Source organism: Paracoccus sp. (in: a-proteobacteria) (genome assembly GCF_030538655.1).
Classification (GTDB): domain Bacteria; phylum Pseudomonadota; class Alphaproteobacteria; order Rhodobacterales; family Rhodobacteraceae; genus Paracoccus.
On record NZ_JAUNTO010000001.1, the window covers coordinates 156,687 to 182,216 of the forward strand.

The following is a 25,530-nucleotide window of genomic DNA, read 5'->3' on the forward strand; positions in this document are numbered from 1 at the left end:
TTACCGCGCAACGCAGCGCGCGCCCTGTTGCATCGGAATTGGTTAATCCGCCGTCCGCCGTCAGACCCGGCGCAACGCGATCACCGCGTTCAGGCCGCCAAAGGCAAAGGCATTGGACAGAACGGCCTCCACCCGCGCCTCGCGCGCCTCGTTCGGCACGACATCCAGCGCGCATTCCGGGTCGGGTTCCTCATAGCCGATGGTCGGCGCGATGATCCCGTCGCGCAGCGCCATGATACAGGCCAGCAATTCCACCGCGCCGGTGCCGCCGATCAGATGGCCGTGCATAGATTTTGTAGATGAAATCATCAGCTTATCGGCGTGATGGCCAAAGGCATGGGCGACGGCGGCGCATTCGGTCTTGTCATTGGCGGCGGTGCCGGTGCCATGCGCGTTGATATAGCCAACGTCCTCGGGGTTCATGCCAGCATCACGCATCGCGCCGGTGATCGCCCGTTCGGCCCCGATGGCCGAGGGCATGACAATATCCTGCGCATCCGAAGACATAGCGAATCCAACCACTTCGGCCAGAATATCGGCGCCGCGCGCGCGGGCATGTTCATAATCCTCGAACACGAAAACCCCCGCGCCTTCGCCCTGCACCATGCCGTTGCGATTGGCGCTGAACGGGCGGCAGGCATCCTTGGACATGACGCGCAGCCCCTCCCACGCCTTGACGCCGCCGAAACACAGCATCGCCTCGGACCCGCCGGTCAGGGCGGCACGCACCGCGCCCGAACGGACCATCTGGAACGCCAGCCCCATGGCGTGATTGGAACTGGCGCAGGCGGTTGAAACCGAAAAGGACGGTCCCAGCAGGCCGAACTCCATCGACAGCAGGCTGGCCGCCGCGTTGTTCATCAGCCGCGGGATGACAAAGGGGTGAACCCGGTTCTTCCCTTCTTCGTAAACGGTGCGGTAATTATCGTCCCAGGTGTTGACCCCGCCGCCAGCGGTGCCCAGAACCACGCCGGAATGGGCACCCAGCTCGCCCTCGAACGACAGGCCCGATTGCGCGACGGCCTGCTTGGCCGCCAACAGGGTGAACTGAGAAAACTTGTCATACAGAACGATCTGCTGACGATTGAAATAGGTCTCGGGCTGCCAGTCATGCACCTGCCCGCCGATCTGCACCGACAGCCGGTCCACATCGCGAAAGTTCAGCCGGGTGATGCCGCAGCGGCCTTCGCGCAGCGCCTCGAACGTGCCGGGCACGTCGCGGGCCAGCGCATTGATCGTGCCCGCGCCGGTGATGACAACACGGCGCGGCCCGCCAGTGGTCGCCAAGGCCCCCGCGCTCATGCGGATTTTTCAGCGACGAGCCGTTCCACGGCAGAGATGATCGCGCCCATCGAGGAAATGTCGAAATCGGATTGTTCCGGTTCGTTGGCGTTGAAGGGGATCGAGATGTCGAATTCTTCCTCGATGGCAAAAATCGATTCGACCAGCCCAAGGCTGTCGATGCCCAATTCTTCGGGTGTGGCCTGATCGGTGATCTGGTCGGGTTCCAGCATCGCCTGTTCAGCAATGATTTCGCGGATTCGGGTTTTCACATCTTGAGTCATGTTGGCCTCCGGTCAGCCCTTGTCCATCAATTTTGTAACGATTTTCTGAAGCTCGGCCACGGTCGCGGCGATCCGTGGCAGGCGGCGCATGGATTTCTGAATATCCATCTGCGTTTCCATCTTGACCGCCGGGTTGCCCAGAATGACGCGCCCGGCCGGCACGCGGGTAAAGATCTTGGTTGCACCGCCGGCGATCACATCGTCGCCGATCTCGATGTTATCCGACACGCCGACCTGACCTGCCAGCACCACCCGGTCGCCGATGCGTGACGACCCGGCCACGCCGACCAGCCCGCACAGCAGACAATCCTGCCCGATGATGACGTTGTGGCCGATCTGAACCAAACTGTCCACTTTGGTGCCCGATCCGATGCGCGTAGACCGGATCGTGCCGCGGTCAACGGTGGAATTCGCGCCGATTTCCACGTCGTCGCCCAGTTCAACCGCGCCAAGGCTGTGAATACGGTGCCATTTCTGCTGGCGGATATGATCGCGCTCGCCCAGATTACGGCGCATTTCCTCGACCCCGGATTCCTCGGGGGTCACGAAGGAAAAGCCGTCGCCACCGATCACCGCGCCGGGCTGCACGATCAGCCGATCGCCCGCGACGACGCCATGGCAGATGCGCGCGCCCTCAAGGATCAGCGCATCCGCCCCGATCCGTGCCCCCGCACCGACGCTGGCATGGGCGGCAATACGCGCGCGCGGCCCGATCTGCGCATCCGGACCGATAACAGCCAGCGGACCGACCGCCGCCCCTTCGCCCAGCTGCGCGGTCGGGTCAATCACGGCACTGGGGTGAATGCCGGGCGCGATGCCGGGGCCGGGGTCAAAGGCACGCGTCAGCCCCGCCATAACCAGCCGGGGACGCGGCGCAAAGATGGCGGCGGCAAGGCCATATTCGGCGGGGTCCATCCCCTCGGCCAGAATGGCGATGGCGCCCGGCTTCAGCGTCGCGGCGTATTTCGGCGCCATGGCCAGCGCGATCTGATCGGCCTGCGCCGCGCCCGGTTCTGCCGCGCCGGTAATGGCCAGAGACAGATCGCCCCACGCCCGCGCATCCAGTGCGCGGGCCAGTTCATCAACAGTGACAGTTTTGGTCATCGGCTCAACCCTTTCGGGGCAGTGGTAGCCGGTTCAGGCGTCAGGTTCCAGCCCGGCCTTGGCCATCGCCTGCCACACGGTGGCATCGCGCCCATAGACATCATGATAGAACCGCATCTGCCCGCTGTCGTCGGGAAAAGCCGTGAAATAGACCAGATGCACCGGCACGAACGGCGTCAGCTTGAGATAGGTTTCCCGCCCGCTGTCACGCGCACGCTGAAACATGCGCTGCGGATTGTCGGTTTGCTGCGACAACAGCAGATGCGCAAAATCTATCGGATCGCGCAACCGCACACAGCCGTTCGAAAAGGCGCGGGCAGATTCGCCGAACAGCCCCTTGGAGGGCGTGTCGTGCAGATAGATGTTCCACTGGTTCGGAAAGATGAATTTGACGATGCCCAAGGCGTTGTCATCGCTGGGTTTCTGCCGCAACCGATAGGGAAAGCTGCGCGCGGTATAGCGGCCAAAGTCGATCTGGTCGCGCGGCACCACCCTGCCCCGGCGATCCACCACATCCAGATGCGCAAAGGCGTTGCGGTTCTGTTGCAAGCGCGGGAAATAATCGCGCGCGAACATCCCCGGCGGCACGTTCCAGCTGGGGTTCACGACAACATATTCCATCTCGTCGGAAAATTCCGGCGTCTGCATGTCGTCGCTGGTCTTGCCCATCACGGCGCGGGTCTGAAAGATTTCCTGCCCGCCGTCGAACACGCGCACCATATAGTCGGGAATATTCACCCAGACATGGCGCGCGTTCAGATCATGATCGCCCATCCAGCGAAACCGTTCCAGCGCGATCAGGATGGCGCGGGTCTGCCGGTCGGCGCCCGTGTTCAGGCGCTGAATGGTGCGCGGCCCGGCGATGCCATCGGCGGGCAGACCGGCAGCCTGCTGATAGGCCAGCACCGCCTGCGACAATCCTTCGTCATACAGCGCCGGGTCCGCCGCCGGGCCAGCGTCGAACCCGATCGAGGCCAGACGCAGCCGCAGGTCCGCCAGACGCGGGTCGCGGGCACCATCGCGCCACAGCCCTTCGGGGGCGGCGGGCGTGCCTGCGGGGGCGATCAGCCGCGCACGCTGCGCCAATGCGCCCTGCAAGACACGATAGCGGCGATCTTTCGGCCCCAGCCCCGACAGAAAGCGGGCGGGGTCCGGGCTGGCAGCGAAATCGCGTAGATTGTCGGCGACGGCACGGCGCGACACTTGACGGTGGATCTGCGGATCAGCGGATTGCGGACGCACCATCCCGCCGGTCAGATCGGAAATCACCCGCGCCAGAATACGCGCGTGCAGCACCTCGCCTTCCAGGCTGGCGGGATCGGCACCGGCCAGCGCATCAGCGCGGTAACGGGACAGGGGCAGCCCGTGGTCGGGCATCGCCGCAACAGCGGCTTGCAGCGCGGCGGCACGGGCAGCACCCCCTGGCCCGCCGAAAATCGAGCGCAGCCCGTTGCTGCCATAATAAGCTGCAAGATCGGCATTGCCTGCCACAGCGGTCGCCAAGGCCATTTCATCCGCGGTGAAATCCAGCCGGGGGGCCGCCTGCGCGCCAGTCATCATCACCTGCGGCACCTGCGCCGCAGCGGGCAAGGTCCACGCCGCCGCAACCCCGAACGCGGCGACCCGAATCCATGTGGAAACGCCTGAAACGACAAAACTCATAACAACCCCGAATGATGTGATTCGCATTTGTGCCACCGACTGCGGCGCAGCGTCCATACTGACACGCTGAAAAAGTCAAGGGGGCGTTACCGCACGGCAACATCACACGCCAGCCCTCGGGAATGAGTTAAGAAATGATTAACAACCCGCAGTTGATCGGCGGGATTCCGCCCAAACCGGCGGGCCAGTGCCGTGCCGGGAACTAAACGGTTCCCAGTAGCAGGAAAATTTGACACATTCTTAACTAATCCCGGTTAACCGGGGAATCGCCGCGCAAATGTGGCACTCAAGAAACAAGCAGGACAGGCGATCCGACATGACCATGAATCTTCTGAACCGCCGCGGCCTTTTGGGCGTGTTTGCCGCAACGTCCGTTGCCGCCGCGCCCGTGATGGCCAATGCCTTCGGTTTTCTGCGGGGCGCGGGCGACATGCGCCGCATCAAGATGTATTCCGGCCGGACCGGCGAAAGCGTTGATGTCGTTTATTGGGTGGATGGCAAATACATCCGCGAGGCCCTGAACGAGATCAACATCTTTATGCGTGACTGGCGCACCGGCCAGGCCATCGGCATCGACCCCCGCACCATCGACATCGCCTCGGCCTCAGCCCGGCTGATGCAGACCAACGAACCCTACATGATGCTGTCGGGCTATCGTTCGCCGCAGACCAACAACATGCTGCGCCGGACCATGGGCGGCGGCGTTGCCCGCAACTCGCTGCATCTGGTCGGCAAGGCCGCCGACATGCGGATGAAGTCGCGCTCGGTGAACCAGATGTATCAGGCGGCGGTCGCCTGCCGCGCCGGCGGTGTCGGCAAATACAGCCGCTCGAACTTTGTGCATATGGACTGCGGGCAGGTTCGTCAGTGGGGTTCGTAACCCCGATAGAATCAGTCTTGGTTGAACCGGCCCGTCTGCATCTTGCGGCGGGCTGTTTCATTGACAAAAAGACAAATGGCCGCACCCGCAGATTGCAGTTCCGGCAACGTTACTGGTTTTGGGATGCGCTGTCGCAGGCATATAGATCTTATTAACCATGATTCATTAGTCTGCCCGTTGATTTTCTATTGTCAACCCAACCAACACCGGCAATTTTGAAAGTGAAAGCGCAGTATTTCATAGGTTTATCCCAAATGACCCCCGCACAAGGCCGGAAATTAAAGACGGCGCGAAAGATACAGGCAGCGGCGATGCGGCTTGCCAGTCAGGATGGTATGGCCGGTCTCACGGCCGAAGCGATCGCGCGCGAGGCAGGTATCAGCACACGGACCTTCTTCAACTATTACCCATTCAAAGAGGCGGCCTTGATGGGGCCGCCGCCCGATTATCCCGCCGATGCCGCCGAACAGTTCGTCGAGGGGCGCGGTCGTCTGATCGACGACCTGCACAAGCTGATGGAACATCACCTTGGCCGTTTTGCGGACGAAAGGGACCAGCTGGCCGCCGTTTTGCGCCTTGCCGAAACCGATGCCAAGCTGGCGGCGATGTATCAGAACACCCAGAACCTGCGCCGCGCTGAAATGGCCACGCTGCTGTTTCGCCGTGTGCCGCGCGCCGACCCGGTTCTGGTAGCGATCCTGTCCTCGGCTATCACCGCCGCGATTGAGCGCGCGCTGGTGGACTGGGCCGAGGGACGGCAGGACAATATCATCGCGACCGGGCTGGTCTATCTGGAAAAAATCGGCCCTGCCGTCGGGATGCTGAACCGCAAACCCGACTGACGACCCGCGCGTCGGCAATCAGATGTTGATCTGCTGGCCCCACCCGGTTGGACGGCAGGCGTGCAAGTTCACTGGCCCGAACACGCTTTTGCACAGCGACACAGACGAGCCGGGCGGCCCTTCCAGCATCAGCCGCGCCTTGCCCACGCGCAGAATGCGGCGGTTTCGGTGCCAGCTGGTCTGGATGATGCCGAACTTGTGCCCCGGCCCACGCGATCCCGCCAGCGCGCGGCGCATTGGGCGGTTCCACAGAACCAAAGCGCAGACAGAATCCGGGGCCGATCTGCTGGAAAGGGAATGCCAATATCCCCGTCACCGCAATGCCATAGGCATTGGCCTACGATTCAGATGAACCACAACCATCAACGCCACGGCCCTTCCGATGACGGCCAGAAACACCGCCCCGGCACCGGCAGCGCACCAAAGCCGTTGTGCGGCAGCGCCCGTCACGGTTTCAGCCCCCGAAATGCGCCCGTTATCCGTGACATGGCTGGCCCCAGTCGCATCACCGGCCCGCCAGCCGCGACACCGCCTCGGCCCCTGACCAACCAGCGCCCGCACGATACCCAAAGGGTTTGCCGTCAAAGCCGAGGGCAGCCCCCCTCGACCGTCGACAACAGCGGACTGGCCGGTGTAATCACCTTATCGCCAAAGACAGCAGCACGACGACGATGTTTCGGCCCACCCCGCGCGCGCCAGCGATTCGCGCAGCGTGTAGCGGGCCGATGTCGCTAGGGCCAGCATAGCCGCACAGCCCACCCATCGCGGAACACAAAAGTCGGCGCAAGCGCCCCTCAGACGACCAGCATCCGCCGGTAAAGATTGTCCAGAAACGGCCCTGCCTCGGCATAAGGGTCGTGGCCGGGACCAAGCACGGCCCGCACCTGAACCTCGAAATCGGCGTAATGCTGGGTCAGCGCCCAGATGGAAAAGATCAGATGATGCGGATCGACCGGCGCAAGACGCCCCTGTTCGATCCATGCGGCCAGAGTGGTCACGGCCTCGTCTACCAAAGAACGCAACCCACCGCCCAGCAACTCGCTCAGATGCGGGGCACCTTGCAGGATTTCATTGGCAAAGAGGCGGCTTTCGCGGGGATAATCACGCGACAGGTCCAGCTTGGCCCGGACATAAGACAGCACCTCGCCCATCGGATCGCCCTGCGGGTTCAATTCGCGCAGTGGCGCCAGCCACGTATCCAGCAGAATCGTCAGCAAAGTGCGATAAATTTCATCTTTTGATGAAAAATAATACAGCACATTCGGCTTTGACAGGCCCGCGCTTTCAGCGATCTGGTCAAGGGTGGCACCGCGAAACCCCTGGGCGGAAAACGCATCCAGCGCCGCTTGCAGGATCAAATCTCTGTTCTTTTGCTGGATACGGGTCAGCGTGGGCTGGTTTTGATTGTTCATGGCTTGCCTTGGCACGAATTCCTGCAAGAGTCAGCCGGGATTGGGCACCCCAACATGCTTGACTGACTGTTGCGCCGTGCTAGCGTGATCCTGACCGTCTGGTCAAACATGAATGGAGTCAGCCGGATGGCCCTTGACCGTAAACCCGCCCCGAACGACCTGCGCGCCTTCTGGATGCCCTTCACCGCGAACCGGCAGTTCAAATCCGCGCCCCGGATGCTGGTTGCGTCCAAAGACATGTATTACACCAGTGCCGACGGGCGGCAGGTGCTGGATGGCACCGCCGGGCTGTGGTGCTGTAACGCGGGCCACTGCCGCCCGCGCATCACCACCGCCATTCAGCAACAGGCCGAGGAACTGGATTACGCCCCCGCGTTCCAGATGGGCCACCCGCTGGCGTTCGAACTGGCCAACCGTCTGATCGGAATCGCGCCTGACGGGATGGAGCATGTGTTCTTTACCAACTCTGGTTCCGAGGCGGTGGATACGGCGCTGAAAATCGCGCTGGCCTATCACCGGGCACGGGGTGATGCTGCCCGCACCCGCCTGATCGGGCGCGAGCGGGGCTATCACGGTGTCGGCTTTGGCGGCATTTCGGTGGGCGGGATTGTGAACAACCGCCGGTTCTTTGGCAGCCTGCTGAACGGCGTCGATCACCTGCCGCATACACATCTGCCGGAAAACGCCTTTACCCGCGGCCAGCCCGAACATGGCGCGAACCTTGCCGACGATCTGGAACGCATCGTCGCGCTGCACGGCGCCGAAACCATCGCAGCCGTGATCGTGGAACCGATGGCCGGGTCCACCGGTGTCCTGATGCCGCCCAAGGGCTATCTGGAGCGGTTGCGCGCCATCACGAAAAAGCACGGCATCCTGCTGATCTTTGATGAGGTCATTACCGGCTTTGGCCGCCTTGGCTCGGCCTTTGCAGCGCAGCACTTTGGCGTGGTGCCCGACATGATAACCTGCGCCAAGGGGCTGACCAACGGCGTCATCCCGATGGGTGCGGTGATGACCACCGCCGAAATCCACGACGCCTTTATGCAAGGGCCGGAACATGTGATCGAGTTGTTCCACGGCTATACCTATTCCGGCAACCCCATCGCCTGCGCCGCCGGTATCGCCACGCTGGACACCTATGCCGAGGAAGGGTTGTTCGACCGCTGTGCCGAACTGGCCCCCTATTGGGAACAGGCGCTGCACGGGCTAAAGGGCCTGCCGCATGTCATCGACATCCGCAACATGGGCCTGATCGGCGCGGTCGAACTGGAACCGATCGAGGGCAAGCCGGGCGTGCGCGCCTTTGACGCCTTCATCCGCGCGTTCGAGAAAGGCATCATGATCCGCACCACCGGCGACACCATCGCCATGTCGCCGCCGCTGATTATCGACAAGGCGCAGATCGACACGCTGATCGGCACGCTGGCTGATGTGCTGAAGGAAACGCCGTGATGGCGGGGCGGCGTGTGCTGCCGGGGCTGATGGCAGCACGACGGCCGCCCCGATGAAAACCAGAACCGGGCAGTCCTGACGCCCGGCCCATTCCGCCGACCCCGCGCCAAGACAGGGTGGCCAGACAGGAAGGATGTATGATGACCGACGCCAGTGGGGTGGCCCCGGCTGCGAATCTGAAAATCAACGGCGAACGGCTGTGGGACAGCCTGATGCAGATGGCACAGGTTGGACCGGGCATTGCGGGTGGCAACAACAGGCAGACCCTGACCGACGCCGATGCGCAGGGGCGGGCGCTGTTTCAATCGTGGTGCGAAGATGCGGGCATGGTCATGGGCCTTGATCGTATGGGCAACATGTTCATGCGCCACGACGGGACTGACCCCGACCTTGATCCGGTGTATATCGGCAGCCATCTGGACACCCAGCCGACCGGGGGCAAGTTTGATGGGGTTTTGGGCGTGCTGGCGGGGCTGGAGGTTGTGCGCTCGATCCGCGATCTGGGCATTCGGACGCGCCGCCCCATCGTTGTGGTGAACTGGACCAATGAGGAAGGCGCGCGGTTTGCCCCCGCGATGCTGGCCTCGGGCGTGTTCGCGGGCGTGCATACCGAGAATTACGCTAATGCACGCGTGGATGCCGAGGGCAAGCATTTCGGGGATGAGCTGGACCGCATCGGCTGGCGCGGGTCCGAGGATGTCGGCGGGCGGCCCATTCACGCGATGTTCGAATATCACATCGAACAAGGCCCGATCCTTGAGGCCGAGGGTAAGGATATTGGCGTCGTCACCCACGGTCAGGGGCTGTGGTGGCTGGAAATCACCCTGACCGGCAAGGACGCGCATACCGGCTCGACCCCAATGAACATGCGGGTGAACGCGGGGCTTGGCATGGCCCGGATCATCGAGGCCGTGCATCAGATCGCCATGGATCATCAGCCCGGCGCGGTCGGCGCGGTGGGGCAGATGAACGTCACGCCCAACAGCCGCAACGTGATCCCCGGCCGCGCGGTCTTCACCGTCGATTTCCGCAGCCCCGATCTGGACAAGCTGACCGCGATGCGCACCCGACTGGAAACCGAGGCCCCGGCGATTGCCGCCGAACTGGGTCTTGGGATCAGCATCGAGGCCGTCGGGCATTTTGACCCGGTGACGTTCGATCCCGGTCTGGTCGGCACGGTGCGGGCCGCGGCCGAACGGCTGGGCTATAGCCACATGGATATTATCTCGGGTGCCGGTCACGACGCCTGCTGGATCAACCGCATCGCGCCGACGGTGATGATTATGTGTCCCTGCGTGGACGGGCTGAGCCATAACGAGGCCGAAGAGATCAGCCCCGAATGGGCGGCGGCGGGGGCCGATGTGCTGCTGCACGCGGTGATAGAGGCGGCGGAGGTGGAGAGTGAATCACTTTAAGTTCGCAAGGATTGAGGCAACAGCAAATCACCGCAGTCAAATAACGGAAGTAAATCTTTCTCATGATAAGAAAAAATATGGGGATTGGTATAGTCACCGATTTGAAGTTGGTAAATGGAAAAATCCAGACCCGTTGAGGCGGAGCAACGACACTTACGTGAACCTCTATATTAGGGAAGATCATAGCCCAACTTGGAGGCGAACTGCCAGTTTCGACGTTCCCTTGGATTCATTAATAAGCGGCATAACTGTTTCAGTCAGGAGACGGGGAGACCCGATATTATCGAAGGAACTAAAGTCCCTCTTACTGGCCGCGACAGAAACACTGGAGGATGATAGCTGAGTTTTTTTTCAGTTAAGAGGAGATAACAATGACAACCACTGTCATAAAAAACGGCACCATCGTCACCGCCGATCTGACCTATGACGCCGATGTTCTGATCGAAGGCGGCAAGATCGCGGCGATTGGTGAGAACCTTTCCGGCGACAAGGTTCTGGACGCCACCGGCTGTTATATCATGCCCGGCGGGATTGATCCGCATACGCATCTGGAAATGCCCTTTATGGGGACATATTCCGTCGATGATTTTGAAAGCGGCACGCGGGCCGCTTTGGCGGGCGGCACGACCATGGTGGTGGATTTCGCCCTGCCCTCGCCCGGTCAGGGTTTGCTGGATGCGCTGAAGATGTGGGATAACAAGGTCAGCCGCGCGCATTGCGATTATTCCTATCATATGGCGATCACCTGGTGGGGCCAGCAGGTGTTTGATGAGATGCAGGCGGTGGTGGATCGCGGCATCACCAGCTTTAAACATTTCATGGCCTATAAGGGCGCGCTGATGGTGAATGACGATGAGTTGTTCGCGTCGTTCCGCCGCTGCGGCGATTTGGGCGCTTTGGCGATGGTTCATGCCGAAAATGGCGATGTGGTGGCGGAACTGTCCGCGCGGCTTTTGGCCGAGGGGAACACCGGGCCAGAGGCGCACGCCTATTCCCGCCCGCCGCAGGTCGAGGGCGAGGCGACGAACCGCGCGATCATGGTCGCCGATATGGCCGGGGTGCCGCTGTATGTCGTGCATGTGTCCTGCGAGGACAGTCACGAGGCGATCCGGCGCGCGCGGGCGGCGGGCAAGCGCGTCTGGGGCGAGCCGTTGATCCAGCATCTGACCCTGGACCAATCCGAATATTTCAACGCCGATTGGGACCATGCCGCGCGGCGGGTCATGTCGCCGCCCTTCCGGTCCAAGGATCATCAGAACAGCCTGTGGGCCGGGCTGCAATCGGGCAGTCTTTCGGTGGTGGCCACGGATCATTGCGCCTTTACGACCCAGCAGAAACGCACGGGTGTGGACGATTTCACCAAGATTCCGAACGGCACCGGGGGCCTTGAGGACCGGATGCCGATGCTGTGGACGCATGGTGTCGGCACCGGGCGGCTGACGCCGAATGAGTTCGTGGCCGTCACCTCAACCAATATCGCCAAGATCTTGAACATGTATCCGCGCAAGGGGGCGGTGCTGGTTGGCAGCGACGCCGATCTGGTGGTCTGGGACCCCGAGGCGGAAAAGACCATCACCGCAGGCGCGCAGCAATCCGCCATTGATTACAACGTGTTCGAGGGGCAAAGGGTCAAGGGCCTGCCCCGGTTTACCCTGACGCGCGGGGTGGTGGCCGTGACCGAGGGCCGCGTGGACAGCCGCGAAGGGCATGGCGCGTTTGTGGCGCGCGAGGCGCGGCCAGCGGTGAACCGGGCGCTGTCGGCGTGGAAAGACCTGACCGCGCCACGGCCAGTCGCGCGGTCGGGTATTCCGGCAAGCGGGGTGTGATGGCGGCGGCGGTAAACCCGGCTTTTGATCGCCGCTTTCTGCTGCTGCTGTTCGGCACGGCGCTTGACAGCGCCTTGCTGACTTCGGGTGCTTTGCTGCTGTTCCTGCTCGACACGTTGGTCAGGCCGGTTGACGTGACCTTCGCGCGCGGCGCGCTGGCGGTGCTTGGGGCGGTGGGCAAGTTTCTGATCTTTGCCTCAGTCCTCGCCTTGACGGCCCTGCCCTTTGCGGCGGTGATCTGGGCGGGGGTCTGGGCGTTTGGCACCCGTGCGGGGCTAAGCGAAAAGACTCGCCTGGTCGCGGGCAGCATCCTGACGGTGCTTAGCATCGCGCCTGGCCTTTGGTGGATCGGGAATAATCTGGCGACAGGCGAGATGCGCGCGGGGCTTTTGCTTGTCGCACTTTACGGCACGCCTGCCGCATTGAGCATTGCGCCGCTGCTGGCCATGCGGCTGTATCGCAAGGGTGAACCATGACAGGAGAGATGCGATGACCAAAACCGCCCTCATCACCGCCGGCGGGTCCGGCATGGGCGCGGCCTGCGCGCGCAGGCTTGCGGCGGACGGGTTCGCGGTGGGCATCCTGTCATCCTCGGGCAAGGGCGAGGCTTTGGCCGATGAGCTGGGCGGCTTTGGCGTCACCGGCTCGAACCAGTCGCCGGAGGATCTGGCGCGGCTGGTGGATGGGGCGATGGACCGCTGGGGGCGGATCGACGTCTTGGTGAACAGCGCAGGCCACGGGCCGCGCGCCCCGGTTCTGGAGCTGACCGATGAGGACTGGCATCAGGGAATGGAGGTTTATTTCCTGAACGTCGTGCGTCCGGCGCGGCTTGTCACCCCGCATATGGCGGCGGCGGGCGGGGGCGCGATCATCAATATCTCGACCGCATGGGCGTTTGAACCGGCGGCGAATTTCCCGACCTCTGCCGTGTTCCGCGCCGGGCTGGCCAGCTTTACCAAGCTGTTCGCCGATCAATATGCGTCACAGAATATCCGCATGAACAATGTCTTGCCCGGCTGGATCGACAGCCTGCCCGCGACCGAGGAACGGCGCGAGATGGTGCCGATGGGTCGCTATGGCACGTCCGAGGAAATCGCCGCGACTGTCGCCTTTCTTGCCTCGGACGGCGCGGGCTACATCACCGGCCACAACATCCGCGTCGATGGCGGGTTGATGAGGTCGGTATGACGGCAGTGATAAAGGCGCGCGGCGTCGATCTGACCTTTCAAACCGCTGACGGGCCGGTTCATGCACTGAAAGGCGTCGATCTGACCATCAATCAGGGCGATTTCGTCAGCTTTATCGGGCCTTCGGGCTGCGGCAAGACGACGTTTCTGCGGACGATGGCGGCGCTGGAGACGCCGACCGGCGGCAGTCTGACCGTGAACGGCATGACCCCGGATCAGGCGCGGCGCGCGCGCGCCTATGGCTATGTGTTTCAGGCGCCGGGGCTTTATCCGTGGCGGACGATTGCGGGGAATATCTCGCTGCCGCTGGAGATCATGGGGTTCAGCCGCGCGGACCGGGCCGAGCGGACCCGGCGCGTGCTGGATCTGGTCGATCTGGCGGGCTTTGGCGGGAAATACCCGTGGCAATTGTCGGGCGGTATGCAGCAGCGGGCCTCGATTGCCCGCGCGCTGGCCTTTGATGCCGATATTCTGCTGATGGACGAACCCTTTGGCGCGCTGGATGAAATCGTGCGCGACCGGCTGAACGAAGAACTGCTGAAGCTGTGGGCGCGAACGGGCAAGACCATCGGCTTTGTCACCCATTCCATCCCCGAGGCGGTGTATCTTTCGACCAAGATCGTCGTCATGTCGCCGCGACCGGGGCGGATTTCCCGCGTGATCGACAGCACCCTGCCGCGCGAGCGCCCCTTGGATATTCGCGACACGCCCGCGTTCATCGCCCTGGCGCATGAGGTGCGCGAGGGGTTGAGGGAGGGGCATAGCTATGACTGACGCGCCCAAGCCGGGGGTTTTCCACCCCCGGACCCCCGAGGATATTTCCGGACAGAAGATGCCTATCCGCCTTCGCCCTGCGCGGGCAGAGGATCTGCCTGGCTGCGCCGAGATCATTAACGACTATATTGACGCCACCGAATGGCTGCCGCGAAGCAAATCTGCCGAAGAAATCGCCGCGATGTTTACGCCGGAGATGTTGGATAGCCGCTGTCTGATGGTGGTCGATGATGGCAGCCGCGTGCTGGGTTACGCTTCTTATGATCGCGCGGCGCGTTTCCTACCTGCGCTTTATCTGCGGCCAGAGGTGCGCGGGAATGGGTTGGGCAAGCTGCTGCTGGATGCGGTCAAGGCCGAGGCACTGTTGGGCTTTGATCTGACCGTATGGTGCGCCAACCCCGCTGCCCGCCGATTTTATGGACGTGAGGGGCTGGTCCTGACCGGCGAGGGGACCGATGCGGATGGGTTGCCCGTGTGGCATATGCACTGGGCTGCGCCATGAACCGTATCCTGCCCGTTCTGACCGTTCTGCTGGCTATCGTGGCGATCTGGTATCTCGCGGCAGTCTGGATGAACGCGCCATGGGCGCGGGATCAGGCGGCGCGGGCGGGGGTTGAACTGACCACCGCCGAACTGGTTGCCGATACGATGGGCCAGCAGCGGCCCGTGCTGCCCGCGCCGCATCAGGTGGCGGCGGGGCTGTGGGACGGGCTGGCGGGGCAGGCTGTGACCTCGCGCCGGTCTTTGGTCTGGCATGGCTGGATCACGCTGTCGGCCACGCTGGCGGGGTTTGCGATTGGCACGGCGGCGGGGGTGCTGTTGGCGGTGGGAATCGTGCATAACCGGGCGATGGACATGTCGATCATGCCATGGGCGGTGGCCAGCCAGACGGTGCCGATTCTGGCGATTGCACCTATGGTGATCGTGGTGTTCGCCAGCGCGGGCGTGACCGGGCTGCTGCCCAAAGCATTTATTTCGGCCTGGCTGTCGTTTTTTCCGGTGCTGGTCGGTATGGTCAAGGGGCTGCGCGCGCCCGATGCCATGCAGCTGGACCTGATGCGGTCGTGGAATGCCAGCGGCGGACAGGTGCTGCGTTATTTGCGGTTGCCGTCTTCGCTGCCCTATCTGTTCGCCTCGCTCAAGGTGGCGATTGCGGCGGCTCTGGTCGGCACCATCGTGGCTGAACTGCCCGCCGGAGCGACACAGGGGCTGGGGGCGCGACTGCTGTCGGGATCGTATTACGGGCAGACGATCCAGATCTGGGCAGCACTATTCACGGCCGCGATCATGGCGGCCGGGCTGGTCTGGCTGATTGGCCTGATCGAGAGAGTGGTGCTGACCCGCATGGGGTTGGCGCGATGAGCGGGGCGACCATACGGCGGGGGCTGAATCTGGGGCTGTTGTTGGTGGCCGGTGGCGTCGCAGTGTCGCTGGCGGTCGCGGGGGCGCTGTCGGGTGCCCGCGCGCTGGCGCTGGTCGGGTTCTGGCTGCTGTTCTGGACGCTGAATGCGCGGCTGGCAACCTTGCCGGTTGCGCCCAGTTGGGAACGCCCCCGCCGCATCGCCGTGGCCGCGATCTTTGGCCTGACGGTGCTGGCGTTCTGGGAAGCGGTCGTCACGCTTTATGCGGTCCCACAGGTGATCTTGCCCGCGCCCTCGGTCATCGGGGCGCGGTTCATTGCCAGCTTTCCAATGATCTGGGGCGACCTGATCCAGACGCTGCTCAAGGGCGCGCTGAGCGGCTGGCTGATTGGCGCGGGCGCGGCGGTGGTCACGGCGATTGCCATCGACCGCAGCCCGTTTTTGCAGCGCGGGCTGCTGCCCATCGGCAATTTCGTCGCCGCCCTGCCGATTGTCGGCATCGCGCCGATCCTTGTGATGTGGTTCGGGTTTGACTGGCAGTCCAAGGCGGCGGTCGTCGTGGTGATGGTGTTCTTTCCGATCCTTGTGAACATGGTTGCCGGGCTGGCCGCCACCGATGCGCTGCAACGCGACCAGATGGCGACCTGGAGCGCGGGCTATTGGCAGGCGCTGGTGAAACTGCGCTTGCCCGCTGCCCTGCCCTTTCTGTTCAACGGGCTGAAGATCACCACCACATTGGCCCTGATCGGCGCCATCGTGGCCGAATTCTTTGGCAGCCCGACGCGTGGCATGGGTTTTCGGATCTCGACCTCGGTGGGCCAGATGGACCTTGCGCTGGTCTGGGCCGAGATTTTGATGGCGGCGATTGCCGGATCGCTGTTCTATGGCATTGTCGCGCTGGCCGAGCGCCGGATGACCTTCTGGCACCCCTCGCAGCGCCAATAACGGGCGAAACGCCCCTCAACAGTGGAGTGGAAAATGACCAGACTGATGATTTCGGCGGCGGGTCTTGCGCTGCTGGCCGGGGCCGCGCAGGCGGCAGACGATCTGACGCTGCAACTGAAATGGGTCACACAGGCGCAGTTCGCGGGATATTATGTCGCCAAGGACAAGGGATTCTATGACGAGGAAAACCTGAACGTCACCATCAAGCCGGGCGGCCCCGACATCGCGCCGGTGCAGGTGCTGGCCGGGGGCGGGGCCGATGTGACGGTGGAATGGATGCCCGCCGCGCTGGCAGCGCGCGAAAAGGGCCTGCCCATCGTCAATATCGCACAGCCGTTCAAGTCGTCCGGGATGATGCTGACCTGTCTTAAGGAAAGCGGCATCACCGACCCCGCCGCCGATTTCCCCGGCAAGACGCTGGGCGTCTGGTTCTTTGGCAACGAATACCCCTTCCTGTCATGGATGAACCATCTGGGCATTCAGACCGCGGGCGGGGCTGATGGTGTCACCGTGCTGAAACAGGGGTTCAACGTCGATCCGTTGCTGCAAAAGCAGGCGGCCTGCATCAGCACCATGACCTATAACGAATATGGTCAGGTCTTGGATGCGGGGATCAGTGAAGATGACCTGATAACCTTTAAATACGAGGATCAGGGCGTCGCCACGCTGGAGGACGGGCTTTACGTTCTGGAAACCGCGCTGGCCGATCCTTTGACCGAAGACAAGCTGGCGCGCTTTGTCCGGGCCAGCATGAAGGGCTGGAAATACGCCGAGGAACACCCCGAGGAAGCCGCTGAAATCGTGCTGGACAACGACGAAACCGGCGCGCAGACCATCGAGCACCAGACCCGCATGATGACCGAGGTGGCGAAACTGACCGCCGGGTCCAACGGCACGCTGGACGAGGCCGATTATCAGCGCACGGTTGACACGCTGATGAGCGGCGGTTCCGACCCGGTGATTACCGCCGCACCCGAAGGGGCGTGGACCCATGCGATCACCGACAAGGCGCTGAATTAAGCGCCCGCCCAAAGTTGCGTATTCAGGCAAACAGGAAACATTGCCTGTTTGCCTGAATATCCGTTGGCCCTTGCGGATCACGGGTTACGGAGGCATCAGAGCGGCATGGATCAAAGCAAGCTACAGCACGGTATAATCGACGATGCCCAAGGCATCGCCTATGGCAGCTTTATGGCGGCGGCGGCGGTGGTTTTGCTGACGCATCTGGGCTTTGTCACCGGGCAGACGGCGGGGCTGGCGATCCTGATTTCCTATACAACCGGCTGGGGCTTTGCGCCGGTGTTCTTTGTCATCAACCTGCCGTTCTACTGGCTGGGGTATCGCCGCTTTGGCCGGGTCTTCGTGTGGAAAAGCTTTGCCGCCGTGGCGTTGATGTCGGCGCTGGTGGCGCTGTTGCCGCGATGGCTGGAATTCGGGGCGATCAACCCCGCCGTCGGCGCGATCCTGTTCGGCACCATGACCGGATCGGCACTGCTGGCGCTGTTCCGGCACGGGGCCAGCCTTGGCGGGGTTGGTGTGCTGGCGCTGTATGTTCAGGATGCGACCGGCTTTCGCGCCGGATGGGTGCAGCTGGCCTTTGATGCGCTGGTCTTTACCGCCGCGCTGTTCCTGCGCGACTGGCATCTGGTCGCCTGGAGCTTTCTGGGCGCGGTCGTTGTTAATCTGGTCATCGCCATCAACCACCGCCGCGACCGTTATGTTGCAACGTAACGGCAGGGGGCTGCGGGCGCGCCCCCTGCCTGACCGCCTGCCTCAGCGGGCGGTTTCGCGGATCACATCACCGGCGCGATTCAGTTCCAGCGTGACGTTTTCACCACTTGCGTTGACCGCGTTCACGGTCAGACCACGACCTTGCTGACGGGCAAAGTCGCCCAGATCGGTGTAACCGGCATCGGTCAGGCTTTGACGCAGCGCCGATTCATCGACCTGCGGGCCGCGCTGATCCATGCGGGCAGGCGCATCCCCGCGCTCGCCCCGGTCGCCGCGCGGGCCGCGATACTCGCCCTTGCCACGATCATGGCCACGACCGTCAAAGCCGCGCTTGCCGCCCCGGTCACGGTCGCCGTGCATCCCCGGTCCGCGATCATCACCCCGGCCAAAACGCATCAGCGTGCCATCAGTCGCAAAGCCGGCGCGCAGTTTCTGACCGTCGGCATCCTGACCGCCAACCATCACCATATCGGGCATTACGCCAAAGCCGGAAATCAGCGCGAACTGCTGGATGATGGCATTGCCACGCACCGGGGCAGGCAGCACCGCATCGACCAGCGATTGCGGCAGCGCCGCATCATCATCGGCGCGAACACCGCGCAGCGTGCCGTCATTGGCCACCATCGCCTGAATCTCGGTGCCATCGGCCAGCGTGCCGGTGACGCGCGATCCGCCGCGCTGGCCGGTGCGGATCTCGACATCCGACATGTTCAGCGCGCGCAGCGCCTCGGGCAGTGTTTCGGCGGTCAGCGCCGGGGTCTGAGTCGGCGCTGCGGGTTGCGTGGCAGCCGGGGCCTCGGGGGTTGCGGTCTGCGCCACAGCGGCCACGCCGCTGCCCAGAACCGAGACCAGCGCCAAAGCGGCGACCGAATGACGGAGGGTGAATCTGCTCATAGGTTTTTCCTTTCGTTTCACCATTGCGAGGGCGACATGGCCCCCGCTGACGAATCGCTTTTAGCCCAACGGAACCGAACCAAAGGCGAATGGTCCGTTTATTTTCCGTTTGGGTTCGCCGTGGCACAAAAGGCCATGCGGATCGCCCCTGCCCCCCTTGCCTGCCTGCTGGCCGCGCTGCTTGCGACGGTCGCGCCCGCACAGGATCTGTCGCCGCTGCCGCAGGATTTCCGCCCCCTGCCTCTGCACGAGGCCGCCGAAATCGCCACCGCCCGCTATAAGGGCCGGTTGATCGCCGCCCGCCTGTCCTTTCCCGCGCCACACGAATCCGCGCTTGGGGTTGAACTGGTGCGCGAATTGCGGCTTTTGACCCCGCAGGGCAATCTGCTGACCATCCGGCTGGACGCGCGCGACGGGCGCTTTCTTGAGGTGGCAGGCATAGGCCAGACCGAGGCACGCAAATGAGAGCATTGATCGTCGAGGATGACCGCACCCTGGCCGCGCAGGTGGCGACGGCAATGCAGGACGCGGGCTTTGTCACCGACATCGCCCATGATGGCGAACAGGGCGAGTTTCTGGGCGCGACCGAAACCTATGACGTGGCGGTGCTGGACCTTGGTCTGCCCGGTCTGCCGGGGATCGAGGTGCTGACCCGCTGGCGCGACGGCGGGGTGACGATGCCGGTGCTGATCCTGACCGCGCGCGGCGACTGGACGGATAAGGTCGCCGGTTTTCGCGCCGGGGCCGATGATTATGCCGTCAAACCCTTTCGGCTGGACGAAGTGGTTTTGCGCGCGCAAACGCTGATCCGCCGTGCGGCCGGTCATGCGCGCACGGTTATCAGGGCCGGGGTTCTGTCGCTCGATTCGCAATTGGGGGTGATTACCCGCGACGGGGTGGCGCTGAAACTGACGGCCTTTGAAACGCGGATTTTATCTTATTTGATTTTGCATCAGGATCGCATCGTCAGCCGCACCGAGTTATCGGAACATCTGTATGAGGCCGACACCGACCGCGATTTTAAATCCATCGAGGTGGTCATCGGCCGGCTGCGCAAGAAAATCGGTGAGGGCATCATCGAAACCCGCCGGGGCGAGGGGTATATTCTGCGCGCTGCCGGTGGGGTCGCATGATCCGGTCGCTGCGCGCACGGTTGCTGTTATTGGCAGCCGTCTGGATTACCGTGGCATTATTAGCGGCTTTTCTGGTGATCGGCGCGGTTCTGGATCGTTTCGTCGCCGAACGCTATGACAGCGAAATGCAGGCGATGGCCGATCAGGTCATGGCCGGGATGGTGATAAACAATGCGGGCGGGATCGAGGTGGAAAACACCCCGCTCGATCCGCGTTTCGGCACTCCGCTGTCGGGCTGGTATTGGCAGTTGCGCGCGGGCGGTGTGGTGGTGGCGAAATCGGCCTCGCTGGCGGATGCGCAACTGGTTTCGCGCGACCCGGACAAGACGGGCACCGGACGCGGGCGCGGCCCGATGGGCGAACCTTTGCGCGTGCTGAACCAGCCGCTGACTCTGCCCGACAGCGATGATTCACTGATGCTGACGGTAACGGCTCCGGCGCGGGAAATGCTGGGCAGTCTGCGCGAGGTGCGCCGCCCGTTGGCCGTGTCGCTGGCGGTGCTGGGGGTCGGGCTGGCTGTGGCGGTGGCGGTGCAGGTGGGCAGCGGCCTGTCGGGGCTGAACCGTCTGGGCCAGGATCTGCGCCGCGTCCGCGACGGCAGCGCCGACCGCCTGCCCCGCCCCGGCATCAGCGAGCTTGACCCGCTGGTGGCTGAAATCAACGCCGCGCTGGATCAGAACGCCACGCTGCTGGCCCGGTCGCGGCAGCATCTGGGCAATCTGGCGCATTCGCTGAAAACACCGCTGGCGGCGCTGTCAAACGACCTGCCGCCCGGTGATCCCGGTCAGGCGCTGATCGCGCGGATGGACCGGCTGATCGGCTGGCATCTGCGCCGCGCACGATCCGCGCAGCCGCGCGTTCTGGGTCAGCGCACGCCGGTCGCTCCGGTGATCGACGACATCCTTTTGGTGCTGCGCCATCCGATGCAGGACAAGGGCATGACCGCCACCGTCACCTGCCCGGCTGATCTGACCTTTGCGGGCGAGCGGCAGGATCTTGAGGAGCTGATCGGCAATCTGTGCGACAATGCGGTGAAATGGGGGCGCACCCGGCTGGCGATTACCGCCCGTCCCGGCCTGACCCTGCGGATCGAGGATGACGGCCCCGGCATGAACGGCACCGACGCCCCCCGTGCCCTGATCCGGGGCGCACGTCTGGACGAATCAGGCCCGCCGGGCACCGGGCTGGGCCTTGCCATCGTCGCGGACCTGGCTGCTTTGCATGGCGGCGAATTACGGCTGGACAGATCGCAGGAACTGGGTGGCTTGGCTGCGGAAATTTATTTACCCGAATAAACACAGGCTTGACGGGCCATTATTAATACGCACGGCGTTCGGCAAATAATTATTGAAAATTATTCAATATAACATAATATTATCCCCGTTGCGATCTTGTGTGCACCCTTAAAGTGATCTACCCATGTTTAAAAGTATCAGCCTTGCGCTGGCTTTCTCGGCCATGGCCGGGGCGGCAGGCGCCACAACCTTAACCGTTTTTGATGGAGTCACCGCTGGCAAGACTTCATTCAATTCGACCGTCGCCGCAGCAGGTGGCGTTGTCCATAACTCAATCTGGAGCACCGCCGGATCTGGCACGGAACTGGATTTCGGAGAATATAAAGTAACTCGCAATAATGGTGGTTCTTTCTGGGGGCCTAATGGTTATGGCTCTCTCAGCGGTGGCACGGTGGACATCAGCCCCAACGGAACCGGGCCGGGCATGGGGGCTTTTGACAGCGGCATTACATTTACCTTTGATAACCCGGTGAATGCGCTTGGGTTCGAGGTGGGGGATTGGGCGACCTGCTGCCATCCATCGGCTTTGTTCATGTCGTTTGACGGCGGCGCACCGATTCAGGTTGCAAATGCGATAAGTTATGATGACGGGCTTTTCCCATCGCAAAACAATCCAGACCTCAACGTCTATGAAATCTTTGTCGCCGCATTCGATGACAGCGGCTCGTTCACATCCGTGTCATTCTGGGGCGATGGATTTGGTGAATATCTGGTCGCGGGCGGTCATGTGAAATATGCGCTGCTCGACGAAGGCTCGCTGCCGCCACCGGCGCCAGTGCCACTGCCGGCCGGTGGGCTGCTGTTGGTCAGCGGGCTGGCCGCACTGGTCCTGCGCCGCCGCAAAACCACCTGATCGCCGCTTTTTCAGGCAAATCATAAACGGGGCGCCCGATTCTGCGCCCCGTTTTCCATTCCGCTGCCCACCGTGATTTTATCGTTTGATAAAATTTTTGACCTGTGCCAGCCTTCTGGAACAGGCCGTGCCAGGGGGAGTATGATGACCCAAGCCAAGCTGACAGCCGGAGTTACACCGGGCCGGTTGATGCCCGGACAATATCAGATCAATTTCGCCGATGTCGCGCCACCGCTGGACGATCATCAGGCACAGGTTGCGGCGGATCGCTGTTATTTCTGCCATGACGCGCCCTGCATCACGGCCTGCCCCACCGGCATCGACATTCCGCTGTTCATTCGCCAGATCGCCACCGGCACGCCCGACGCCGCCGCGCTGACGATCTTTCACAGCAATATCCTGGGCGGTATGTGCGCCCGCGTCTGCCCGACCGAAACCCTCTGCGAAGGCGATTGCGTCCGCATGGAGGCCGAGGGCGAGCCGGTTCAGATCGGCGCGCTGCAACGCTATGCCACTGATGGGCTGATGGCGGCGGAGGGGCATCCGTTCCGGCGCGGCGAACCGACGGGGCGGCGCATCGCCGTGGTGGGTGCCGGGCCTGCGGGCCTGTCCTGCGCGCACCGGCTGGCCGCCAAGGGGCACGAGGTGACGATTTATGACCCGCGCAGCAAACCGGGTGGGCTGAACGAATACGGCATCGCCAGCTATAAGGCGACCGATGGCTTTGCGCAGGCCGAAGTCGAATGGCTGCTGCGCATCGGCGGCATCACCGTCGAAACCGGGCACCGTCTGGGCCATGACATGACGCTGGACGGTCTGCGGGCACAATATGACGCGGTGTTTCTGGGCATCGGTCTGGGCGGCGTCAACGCGCTGCGGATTGAGGGCGAAGATCGCGACAACATCCGCGACGCGGTGGATTTCATCGCCGAACTGCGGCAGGCCGACGATCTGGCCACCCTGCCCGTGGGCCGCGATGTGGTGGTGATCGGCGGCGGCATGACCGCTGTGGATGCTGCGGTTCAGGCGAAACTGCTGGGGGCGGAAAACGTCACCATCGCCTATCGCCGCGGGCAGGATCGCATGTCGGCCAGCCAGCACGAACAGGACCACGCCACCAGCAGCGGCGTGCGCATCATCTGCAATGCCATGCCCGTTGCGATTCACGGCAACGGCGCGGTGGCGGAAATCGAGTTCGCCTATACGCAGGATCTGCCCGACGGCAGCCTGAACACGGGCGAGCATTTCCGCATCAAGGCCGATCAGGTGTTTCGCGCCATCGGTCAACGGCTGAACGGCGTGCCCGACGGGCTGGCGCTGTCAGGGGGCAAGATCGCCGTATCCGGGCCGGGCCGCACCTCGGCCGCGGGGGTCTGGGCAGGCGGCGATTGCGCGGCAGGTGGCGAGGATTTGACCGTGACGGCGGTTGCACAGGGGCGCGATGCCGCTGAAGATATTCACGCGACATTGATGGAGGACGCCCCATGACAGACACTGCCAAAAAGGTGACGATCCACACGTCTCGTGACGGTGAAAACCCGGTTCCGCTGGCTTCCAGCGACGGTTTTCAGATCATCGAAATGTCGGGCAGTGGCCCCGGCTATCTGCACCGCCACCCGCAGGATGACGTGGCCTTTCATTTGATTTCCGGCAGGCTGCGGTTCCGGCTGGCGGATGGAAACGTCGATGTGCCCCCCGCGTCAACCGTTTTTATTCCCGCCGGTGCCGCCTATGATTTCGATGAAATCATGCCCAGCCGTTACTTGATGATCGGCACGCCCCGCCTGCGCAAACTGACCGAGGCGCTGCGCGGTGCGGCGCGCGACAAGCACCCCGAAATTCTGCGCGAATACGAATCCGAAATCGTCGTTTGACCCCCTTGGCAGGAGACCTGGCCGATGGCTGACCTTCGCTCCGAGTTTATCGGCATCAGATCGCCCAACCCGTTCTGGCTGGCTTCGGCCCCGCCAACGGACAAGGAATATAACGTCCGCCGCGCCTTTCAGGCTGGTTGGGGCGGTGTGGTGTGGAAAACCCTGGGCAGCGAAGGCCCGCCGGTCGTGAACGTCAACGGCCCGCGCTATGGCGTGATCCATGGCGCGGATCGGCGCGTTCTGGGCCTGAACAACATCGAACTGATTACCGACCGCCCGCTAGAGGTGAACCTGCGCGAGATCAAATCGGTCAAGCGCGATTACCCCGACCGGGCGCTGATTATCAGCCTGATGGTGCCCTGTGACGAACAATCGTGGATCGACATTCTGCGCGCCATCGAGGACACGGGCGCGGATGGGGTCGAGCTGAACTTTGGCTGCCCCCACGGCATGAGCGAACGCGGCATGGGCGCCGCCGTCGGTCAAGTGCCAGACTATATCGAAATGGTGACACGATGGGTGAAACAGCACTCGCGTATGCCCTGTATCGTGAAACTGACCCCCAACATCACCGACATCCGCAAACCGGCCGAGGCGGCCAAGCGCGGCGGGGCTGATGCGGTCAGCCTGATCAACACGATCAACAGCATCACCAGCGTCAATCTGGACTTGTTCGCCCCTGAACCCACCATTGACGGCAAAGGCGCGCATGGCGGCTATTGCGGCCCGGCGGTGAAACCGATTGCGCTGAACATGGTCGCCGAAATTGCCCGCGACCCAGCCCTGCGCGGTCTGCCCATCAGCGGCATCGGCGGCATCACCACATGGCGCGACGCGGCTGAATTCATGGCGCTTGGGGCCGGAAATGTGCAGGTCTGCACGGCGGCGATGACCTATGGTTTCAAGGTCGTGCAGGAAATGATCTCGGGGTTGCGCGACTATCTGGACAGCCATGACATGACGCTGAACGATCTGATCGGGCGCGCCGTGCCGAACGTCACCGATTGGCAATACCTGAACCTGAATTATGTCACCAAGGCGGTGATCGACCAGGATCAGTGCATCAAATGCGGCCGCTGCTTTGCCGCGTGCGAGGATACCTCGCACCAAGCCATCGCTATGAAACCGGGCCGGGTGTTTCAGGTGATCGAGGAAGAATGCGTCGCCTGTAACCTGTGCGTCGATGTCTGCCCGGTTCAGGACTGTATCACCATGCGCGAACTGGCCCCCGGCGAAACTGACCTGCGCACCGGGCGGACACGCGGCGACTATGCCAACTGGACCTCGCATCCGAACAACCCGATGGCTCGGGCGGCGGAATAAGG

27 protein-coding genes are annotated in these 25,530 nt (G+C 63.1%); 20 read left to right on the plus strand and 7 right to left on the minus strand.

The window, feature by feature from the left end; genetic code table 11:
* Positions 1 to 60 precede the first annotated feature (60 nt).
* The 4 genes from Q4G22_RS00770 to Q4G22_RS00785 are packed head-to-tail and all read right to left on the minus strand — an operon-like array spanning position 61 to position 4,331.
* On the minus strand, positions 61 to 1,302 hold the full coding sequence (locus Q4G22_RS00770; RefSeq protein WP_303383990.1) for a beta-ketoacyl synthase: 1,242 nt from the start codon (positions 1,300 to 1,302) through the stop codon (positions 61 to 63).
* Positions 1,299 to 1,565, minus strand: a complete 267-nt coding sequence (locus tag Q4G22_RS00775; protein WP_303383991.1) for an acyl carrier protein — start codon at positions 1,563 to 1,565, stop codon at positions 1,299 to 1,301. The genes Q4G22_RS00770 and Q4G22_RS00775 overlap by 4 nt, the downstream gene beginning before the upstream one ends.
* Positions 1,566 to 1,577: 12 nt before the next feature.
* Positions 1,578 to 2,669, minus strand: coding sequence for a UDP-3-O-(3-hydroxymyristoyl)glucosamine N-acyltransferase (locus Q4G22_RS00780; protein ID WP_303383992.1), 1,092 nt, complete (start codon positions 2,667 to 2,669; stop codon positions 1,578 to 1,580).
* A 33-nt stretch (positions 2,670 to 2,702) separates the two neighbouring features.
* Entirely contained in the window at positions 2,703 to 4,331 is a 1,629-nt protein-coding gene (locus Q4G22_RS00785) for a murein L,D-transpeptidase (RefSeq protein ID WP_303383993.1), read from the minus strand.
* 316 nt (positions 4,332 to 4,647) lie between these two features.
* On the opposite strand from Q4G22_RS00785, the gene Q4G22_RS00790 reads away from it, so the two are divergent.
* Complete coding sequence (locus tag Q4G22_RS00790; protein ID WP_303383994.1) at positions 4,648 to 5,211, plus strand: DUF882 domain-containing protein; 564 nt, start codon at positions 4,648 to 4,650, stop codon at positions 5,209 to 5,211.
* Between the two features lie 311 nt (positions 5,212 to 5,522).
* Positions 5,523 to 6,053 (plus strand): TetR/AcrR family transcriptional regulator, encoded by a 531-nt coding sequence (locus Q4G22_RS00795; RefSeq protein ID WP_303383995.1) that lies wholly within the window; start codon positions 5,523 to 5,525, stop codon positions 6,051 to 6,053.
* Between the two features lie 18 nt (positions 6,054 to 6,071).
* Here Q4G22_RS00795 and Q4G22_RS00800 read toward each other — a convergent pair whose 3' ends face one another.
* Complete coding sequence (locus Q4G22_RS00800) at positions 6,072 to 6,290, minus strand: hypothetical protein (protein ID WP_303383996.1); 219 nt, start codon at positions 6,288 to 6,290, stop codon at positions 6,072 to 6,074.
* A gap of 557 nt (positions 6,291 to 6,847) precedes the next feature.
* Positions 6,848 to 7,465 carry a TetR family transcriptional regulator C-terminal domain-containing protein gene (locus Q4G22_RS00805; protein WP_303383997.1) on the minus strand — a complete coding sequence of 206 codons (618 nt, stop codon included), beginning with the start codon at positions 7,463 to 7,465 and terminating at the stop codon, positions 6,848 to 6,850.
* A gap of 126 nt (positions 7,466 to 7,591) precedes the next feature.
* Between Q4G22_RS00805 and Q4G22_RS00810 the strand changes: the two genes are divergently transcribed.
* From Q4G22_RS00810 to Q4G22_RS00860, 11 genes are all read left to right on the plus strand, one after another.
* Entirely contained in the window at positions 7,592 to 8,917 is a 1,326-nt protein-coding gene (locus Q4G22_RS00810; protein ID WP_303384162.1) for an aspartate aminotransferase family protein, read from the plus strand.
* A gap of 140 nt (positions 8,918 to 9,057) precedes the next feature.
* On the plus strand, positions 9,058 to 10,332 hold the full coding sequence (locus Q4G22_RS00815) for a Zn-dependent hydrolase (protein WP_303383998.1): 1,275 nt from the start codon (positions 9,058 to 9,060) through the stop codon (positions 10,330 to 10,332).
* Positions 10,333 to 10,703: 371 nt separating this feature from the next.
* Positions 10,704 to 12,158, plus strand: a complete 1,455-nt coding sequence (gene hydA, locus Q4G22_RS00820; RefSeq protein WP_303383999.1) for a dihydropyrimidinase — start codon at positions 10,704 to 10,706, stop codon at positions 12,156 to 12,158.
* Entirely contained in the window at positions 12,158 to 12,634 is a 477-nt protein-coding gene (locus Q4G22_RS00825; RefSeq protein ID WP_303384000.1) for a hypothetical protein, read from the plus strand. The genes hydA and Q4G22_RS00825 overlap by 1 nt, the downstream gene beginning before the upstream one ends.
* A 13-nt stretch (positions 12,635 to 12,647) precedes the next feature.
* On the plus strand, positions 12,648 to 13,346 hold the full coding sequence (locus Q4G22_RS00830; RefSeq protein ID WP_303384001.1) for an SDR family oxidoreductase: 699 nt from the start codon (positions 12,648 to 12,650) through the stop codon (positions 13,344 to 13,346).
* Positions 13,343 to 14,119, plus strand: a complete 777-nt coding sequence (locus Q4G22_RS00835) for an ABC transporter ATP-binding protein (RefSeq protein ID WP_303384002.1) — start codon at positions 13,343 to 13,345, stop codon at positions 14,117 to 14,119. The genes Q4G22_RS00830 and Q4G22_RS00835 overlap by 4 nt, the downstream gene beginning before the upstream one ends.
* Before the next feature lie 58 nt (positions 14,120 to 14,177).
* Positions 14,178 to 14,621, plus strand: a complete 444-nt coding sequence (locus Q4G22_RS00840; RefSeq protein ID WP_303384003.1) for a GNAT family N-acetyltransferase — start codon at positions 14,178 to 14,180, stop codon at positions 14,619 to 14,621.
* Positions 14,618 to 15,481, plus strand: a complete 864-nt coding sequence (locus tag Q4G22_RS00845) for an ABC transporter permease (RefSeq protein WP_303384163.1) — start codon at positions 14,618 to 14,620, stop codon at positions 15,479 to 15,481. The genes Q4G22_RS00840 and Q4G22_RS00845 overlap by 4 nt, the downstream gene beginning before the upstream one ends.
* The gene (locus tag Q4G22_RS00850) at positions 15,478 to 16,425 is read left to right on the plus strand and encodes an ABC transporter permease (protein WP_303384004.1); all 948 of its coding nucleotides are present in this window, start codon (positions 15,478 to 15,480) and stop codon (positions 16,423 to 16,425) included. The genes Q4G22_RS00845 and Q4G22_RS00850 overlap by 4 nt, the downstream gene beginning before the upstream one ends.
* A 33-nt stretch (positions 16,426 to 16,458) precedes the next feature.
* On the plus strand, positions 16,459 to 17,445 hold the full coding sequence (locus tag Q4G22_RS00855; protein ID WP_303384005.1) for an ABC transporter substrate-binding protein: 987 nt from the start codon (positions 16,459 to 16,461) through the stop codon (positions 17,443 to 17,445).
* A gap of 105 nt (positions 17,446 to 17,550) precedes the next feature.
* The gene (locus Q4G22_RS00860; RefSeq protein ID WP_303384006.1) at positions 17,551 to 18,156 is read left to right on the plus strand and encodes a YitT family protein; all 606 of its coding nucleotides are present in this window, start codon (positions 17,551 to 17,553) and stop codon (positions 18,154 to 18,156) included.
* A 42-nt stretch (positions 18,157 to 18,198) separates the two neighbouring features.
* On the opposite strand, the gene Q4G22_RS00865 is transcribed toward Q4G22_RS00860, so the two are convergent.
* Entirely contained in the window at positions 18,199 to 19,050 is an 852-nt protein-coding gene (locus Q4G22_RS00865; protein ID WP_303384007.1) for a hypothetical protein, read from the minus strand.
* A gap of 135 nt (positions 19,051 to 19,185) precedes the next feature.
* Between Q4G22_RS00865 and Q4G22_RS00870 the strand changes: the two genes are divergently transcribed.
* From Q4G22_RS00870 to preA, 7 genes are all read left to right on the plus strand, one after another.
* Positions 19,186 to 19,515 carry a PepSY domain-containing protein gene (locus Q4G22_RS00870; protein WP_303361751.1) on the plus strand — a complete coding sequence of 110 codons (330 nt, stop codon included), beginning with the start codon at positions 19,186 to 19,188 and terminating at the stop codon, positions 19,513 to 19,515.
* Complete coding sequence (locus tag Q4G22_RS00875) at positions 19,512 to 20,183, plus strand: response regulator transcription factor (protein WP_303384008.1); 672 nt, start codon at positions 19,512 to 19,514, stop codon at positions 20,181 to 20,183. The genes Q4G22_RS00870 and Q4G22_RS00875 overlap by 4 nt, the downstream gene beginning before the upstream one ends.
* Entirely contained in the window at positions 20,180 to 21,478 is a 1,299-nt protein-coding gene (locus Q4G22_RS00880; protein WP_303384009.1) for a HAMP domain-containing sensor histidine kinase, read from the plus strand. The genes Q4G22_RS00875 and Q4G22_RS00880 overlap by 4 nt, the downstream gene beginning before the upstream one ends.
* 124 nt (positions 21,479 to 21,602) lie before the next feature.
* Positions 21,603 to 22,331 carry a VPLPA-CTERM sorting domain-containing protein gene (locus Q4G22_RS00885; RefSeq protein ID WP_303384010.1) on the plus strand — a complete coding sequence of 243 codons (729 nt, stop codon included), beginning with the start codon at positions 21,603 to 21,605 and terminating at the stop codon, positions 22,329 to 22,331.
* Positions 22,332 to 22,475: 144 nt separating this feature from the next.
* A complete protein-coding gene (locus Q4G22_RS00890) occupies positions 22,476 to 23,819 on the plus strand; it encodes an NAD(P)-dependent oxidoreductase (protein WP_303384011.1) in 1,344 nt (447 codons plus the stop codon).
* Positions 23,816 to 24,205 (plus strand): hypothetical protein, encoded by a 390-nt coding sequence (locus tag Q4G22_RS00895; RefSeq protein WP_303384012.1) that lies wholly within the window; start codon positions 23,816 to 23,818, stop codon positions 24,203 to 24,205. The genes Q4G22_RS00890 and Q4G22_RS00895 overlap by 4 nt, the downstream gene beginning before the upstream one ends.
* Positions 24,206 to 24,229: 24 nt before the next feature.
* A complete protein-coding gene (gene preA, locus Q4G22_RS00900; RefSeq protein ID WP_303384013.1) occupies positions 24,230 to 25,528 on the plus strand; it encodes an NAD-dependent dihydropyrimidine dehydrogenase subunit PreA in 1,299 nt (432 codons plus the stop codon).
* The last annotated feature ends 2 nt before the right edge of the window (positions 25,529 to 25,530 follow it).

Bases quoted from the DNA above. Each gene is read 5' to 3' on its own strand.
- Q4G22_RS00770 (WP_303383990.1), bottom strand. From the start codon at position 1,302: ATGAGCGCGGGGGCCTTGGCGACCACTGGCGGGCCGCGCCGTGTTGTC.
- Q4G22_RS00775 (WP_303383991.1), bottom strand. From the start codon at position 1,565: ATGACTCAAGATGTGAAAACCCGAATCCGCGAAATCATTGCTGAACAG.
- Q4G22_RS00780 (WP_303383992.1), bottom strand. From the start codon at position 2,669: ATGACCAAAACTGTCACTGTTGATGAACTGGCCCGCGCACTGGATGCG.
- Q4G22_RS00785 (WP_303383993.1), bottom strand. From the start codon at position 4,331: ATGAGTTTTGTCGTTTCAGGCGTTTCCACATGGATTCGGGTCGCCGCG.
- Q4G22_RS00790 (WP_303383994.1), top strand. From the start codon at position 4,648: ATGACCATGAATCTTCTGAACCGCCGCGGCCTTTTGGGCGTGTTTGCC.
- Q4G22_RS00795 (WP_303383995.1), top strand. From the start codon at position 5,523: ATGCGGCTTGCCAGTCAGGATGGTATGGCCGGTCTCACGGCCGAAGCG.
- Q4G22_RS00800 (WP_303383996.1), bottom strand. From the start codon at position 6,290: ATGCGCCGCGCGCTGGCGGGATCGCGTGGGCCGGGGCACAAGTTCGGC.
- Q4G22_RS00805 (WP_303383997.1), bottom strand. From the start codon at position 7,465: ATGAACAATCAAAACCAGCCCACGCTGACCCGTATCCAGCAAAAGAAC.
- Q4G22_RS00810 (WP_303384162.1), top strand. From the start codon at position 7,592: ATGGCCCTTGACCGTAAACCCGCCCCGAACGACCTGCGCGCCTTCTGG.
- Q4G22_RS00815 (WP_303383998.1), top strand. From the start codon at position 9,058: ATGACCGACGCCAGTGGGGTGGCCCCGGCTGCGAATCTGAAAATCAAC.
- hydA (WP_303383999.1), top strand. From the start codon at position 10,704: ATGACAACCACTGTCATAAAAAACGGCACCATCGTCACCGCCGATCTG.
- Q4G22_RS00825 (WP_303384000.1), top strand. From the start codon at position 12,158: ATGGCGGCGGCGGTAAACCCGGCTTTTGATCGCCGCTTTCTGCTGCTG.
- Q4G22_RS00830 (WP_303384001.1), top strand. From the start codon at position 12,648: ATGACCAAAACCGCCCTCATCACCGCCGGCGGGTCCGGCATGGGCGCG.
- Q4G22_RS00835 (WP_303384002.1), top strand. From the start codon at position 13,343: ATGACGGCAGTGATAAAGGCGCGCGGCGTCGATCTGACCTTTCAAACC.
- Q4G22_RS00840 (WP_303384003.1), top strand. From the start codon at position 14,178: ATGCCTATCCGCCTTCGCCCTGCGCGGGCAGAGGATCTGCCTGGCTGC.
- Q4G22_RS00845 (WP_303384163.1), top strand. From the start codon at position 14,618: ATGAACCGTATCCTGCCCGTTCTGACCGTTCTGCTGGCTATCGTGGCG.
- Q4G22_RS00850 (WP_303384004.1), top strand. From the start codon at position 15,478: ATGAGCGGGGCGACCATACGGCGGGGGCTGAATCTGGGGCTGTTGTTG.
- Q4G22_RS00855 (WP_303384005.1), top strand. From the start codon at position 16,459: ATGACCAGACTGATGATTTCGGCGGCGGGTCTTGCGCTGCTGGCCGGG.
- Q4G22_RS00860 (WP_303384006.1), top strand. From the start codon at position 17,551: ATGGATCAAAGCAAGCTACAGCACGGTATAATCGACGATGCCCAAGGC.
- Q4G22_RS00865 (WP_303384007.1), bottom strand. From the start codon at position 19,050: ATGAGCAGATTCACCCTCCGTCATTCGGTCGCCGCTTTGGCGCTGGTC.
- Q4G22_RS00870 (WP_303361751.1), top strand. From the start codon at position 19,186: ATGCGGATCGCCCCTGCCCCCCTTGCCTGCCTGCTGGCCGCGCTGCTT.
- Q4G22_RS00875 (WP_303384008.1), top strand. From the start codon at position 19,512: ATGAGAGCATTGATCGTCGAGGATGACCGCACCCTGGCCGCGCAGGTG.
- Q4G22_RS00880 (WP_303384009.1), top strand. From the start codon at position 20,180: ATGATCCGGTCGCTGCGCGCACGGTTGCTGTTATTGGCAGCCGTCTGG.
- Q4G22_RS00885 (WP_303384010.1), top strand. From the start codon at position 21,603: ATGTTTAAAAGTATCAGCCTTGCGCTGGCTTTCTCGGCCATGGCCGGG.
- Q4G22_RS00890 (WP_303384011.1), top strand. From the start codon at position 22,476: ATGACCCAAGCCAAGCTGACAGCCGGAGTTACACCGGGCCGGTTGATG.
- Q4G22_RS00895 (WP_303384012.1), top strand. From the start codon at position 23,816: ATGACAGACACTGCCAAAAAGGTGACGATCCACACGTCTCGTGACGGT.
- preA (WP_303384013.1), top strand. From the start codon at position 24,230: ATGGCTGACCTTCGCTCCGAGTTTATCGGCATCAGATCGCCCAACCCG.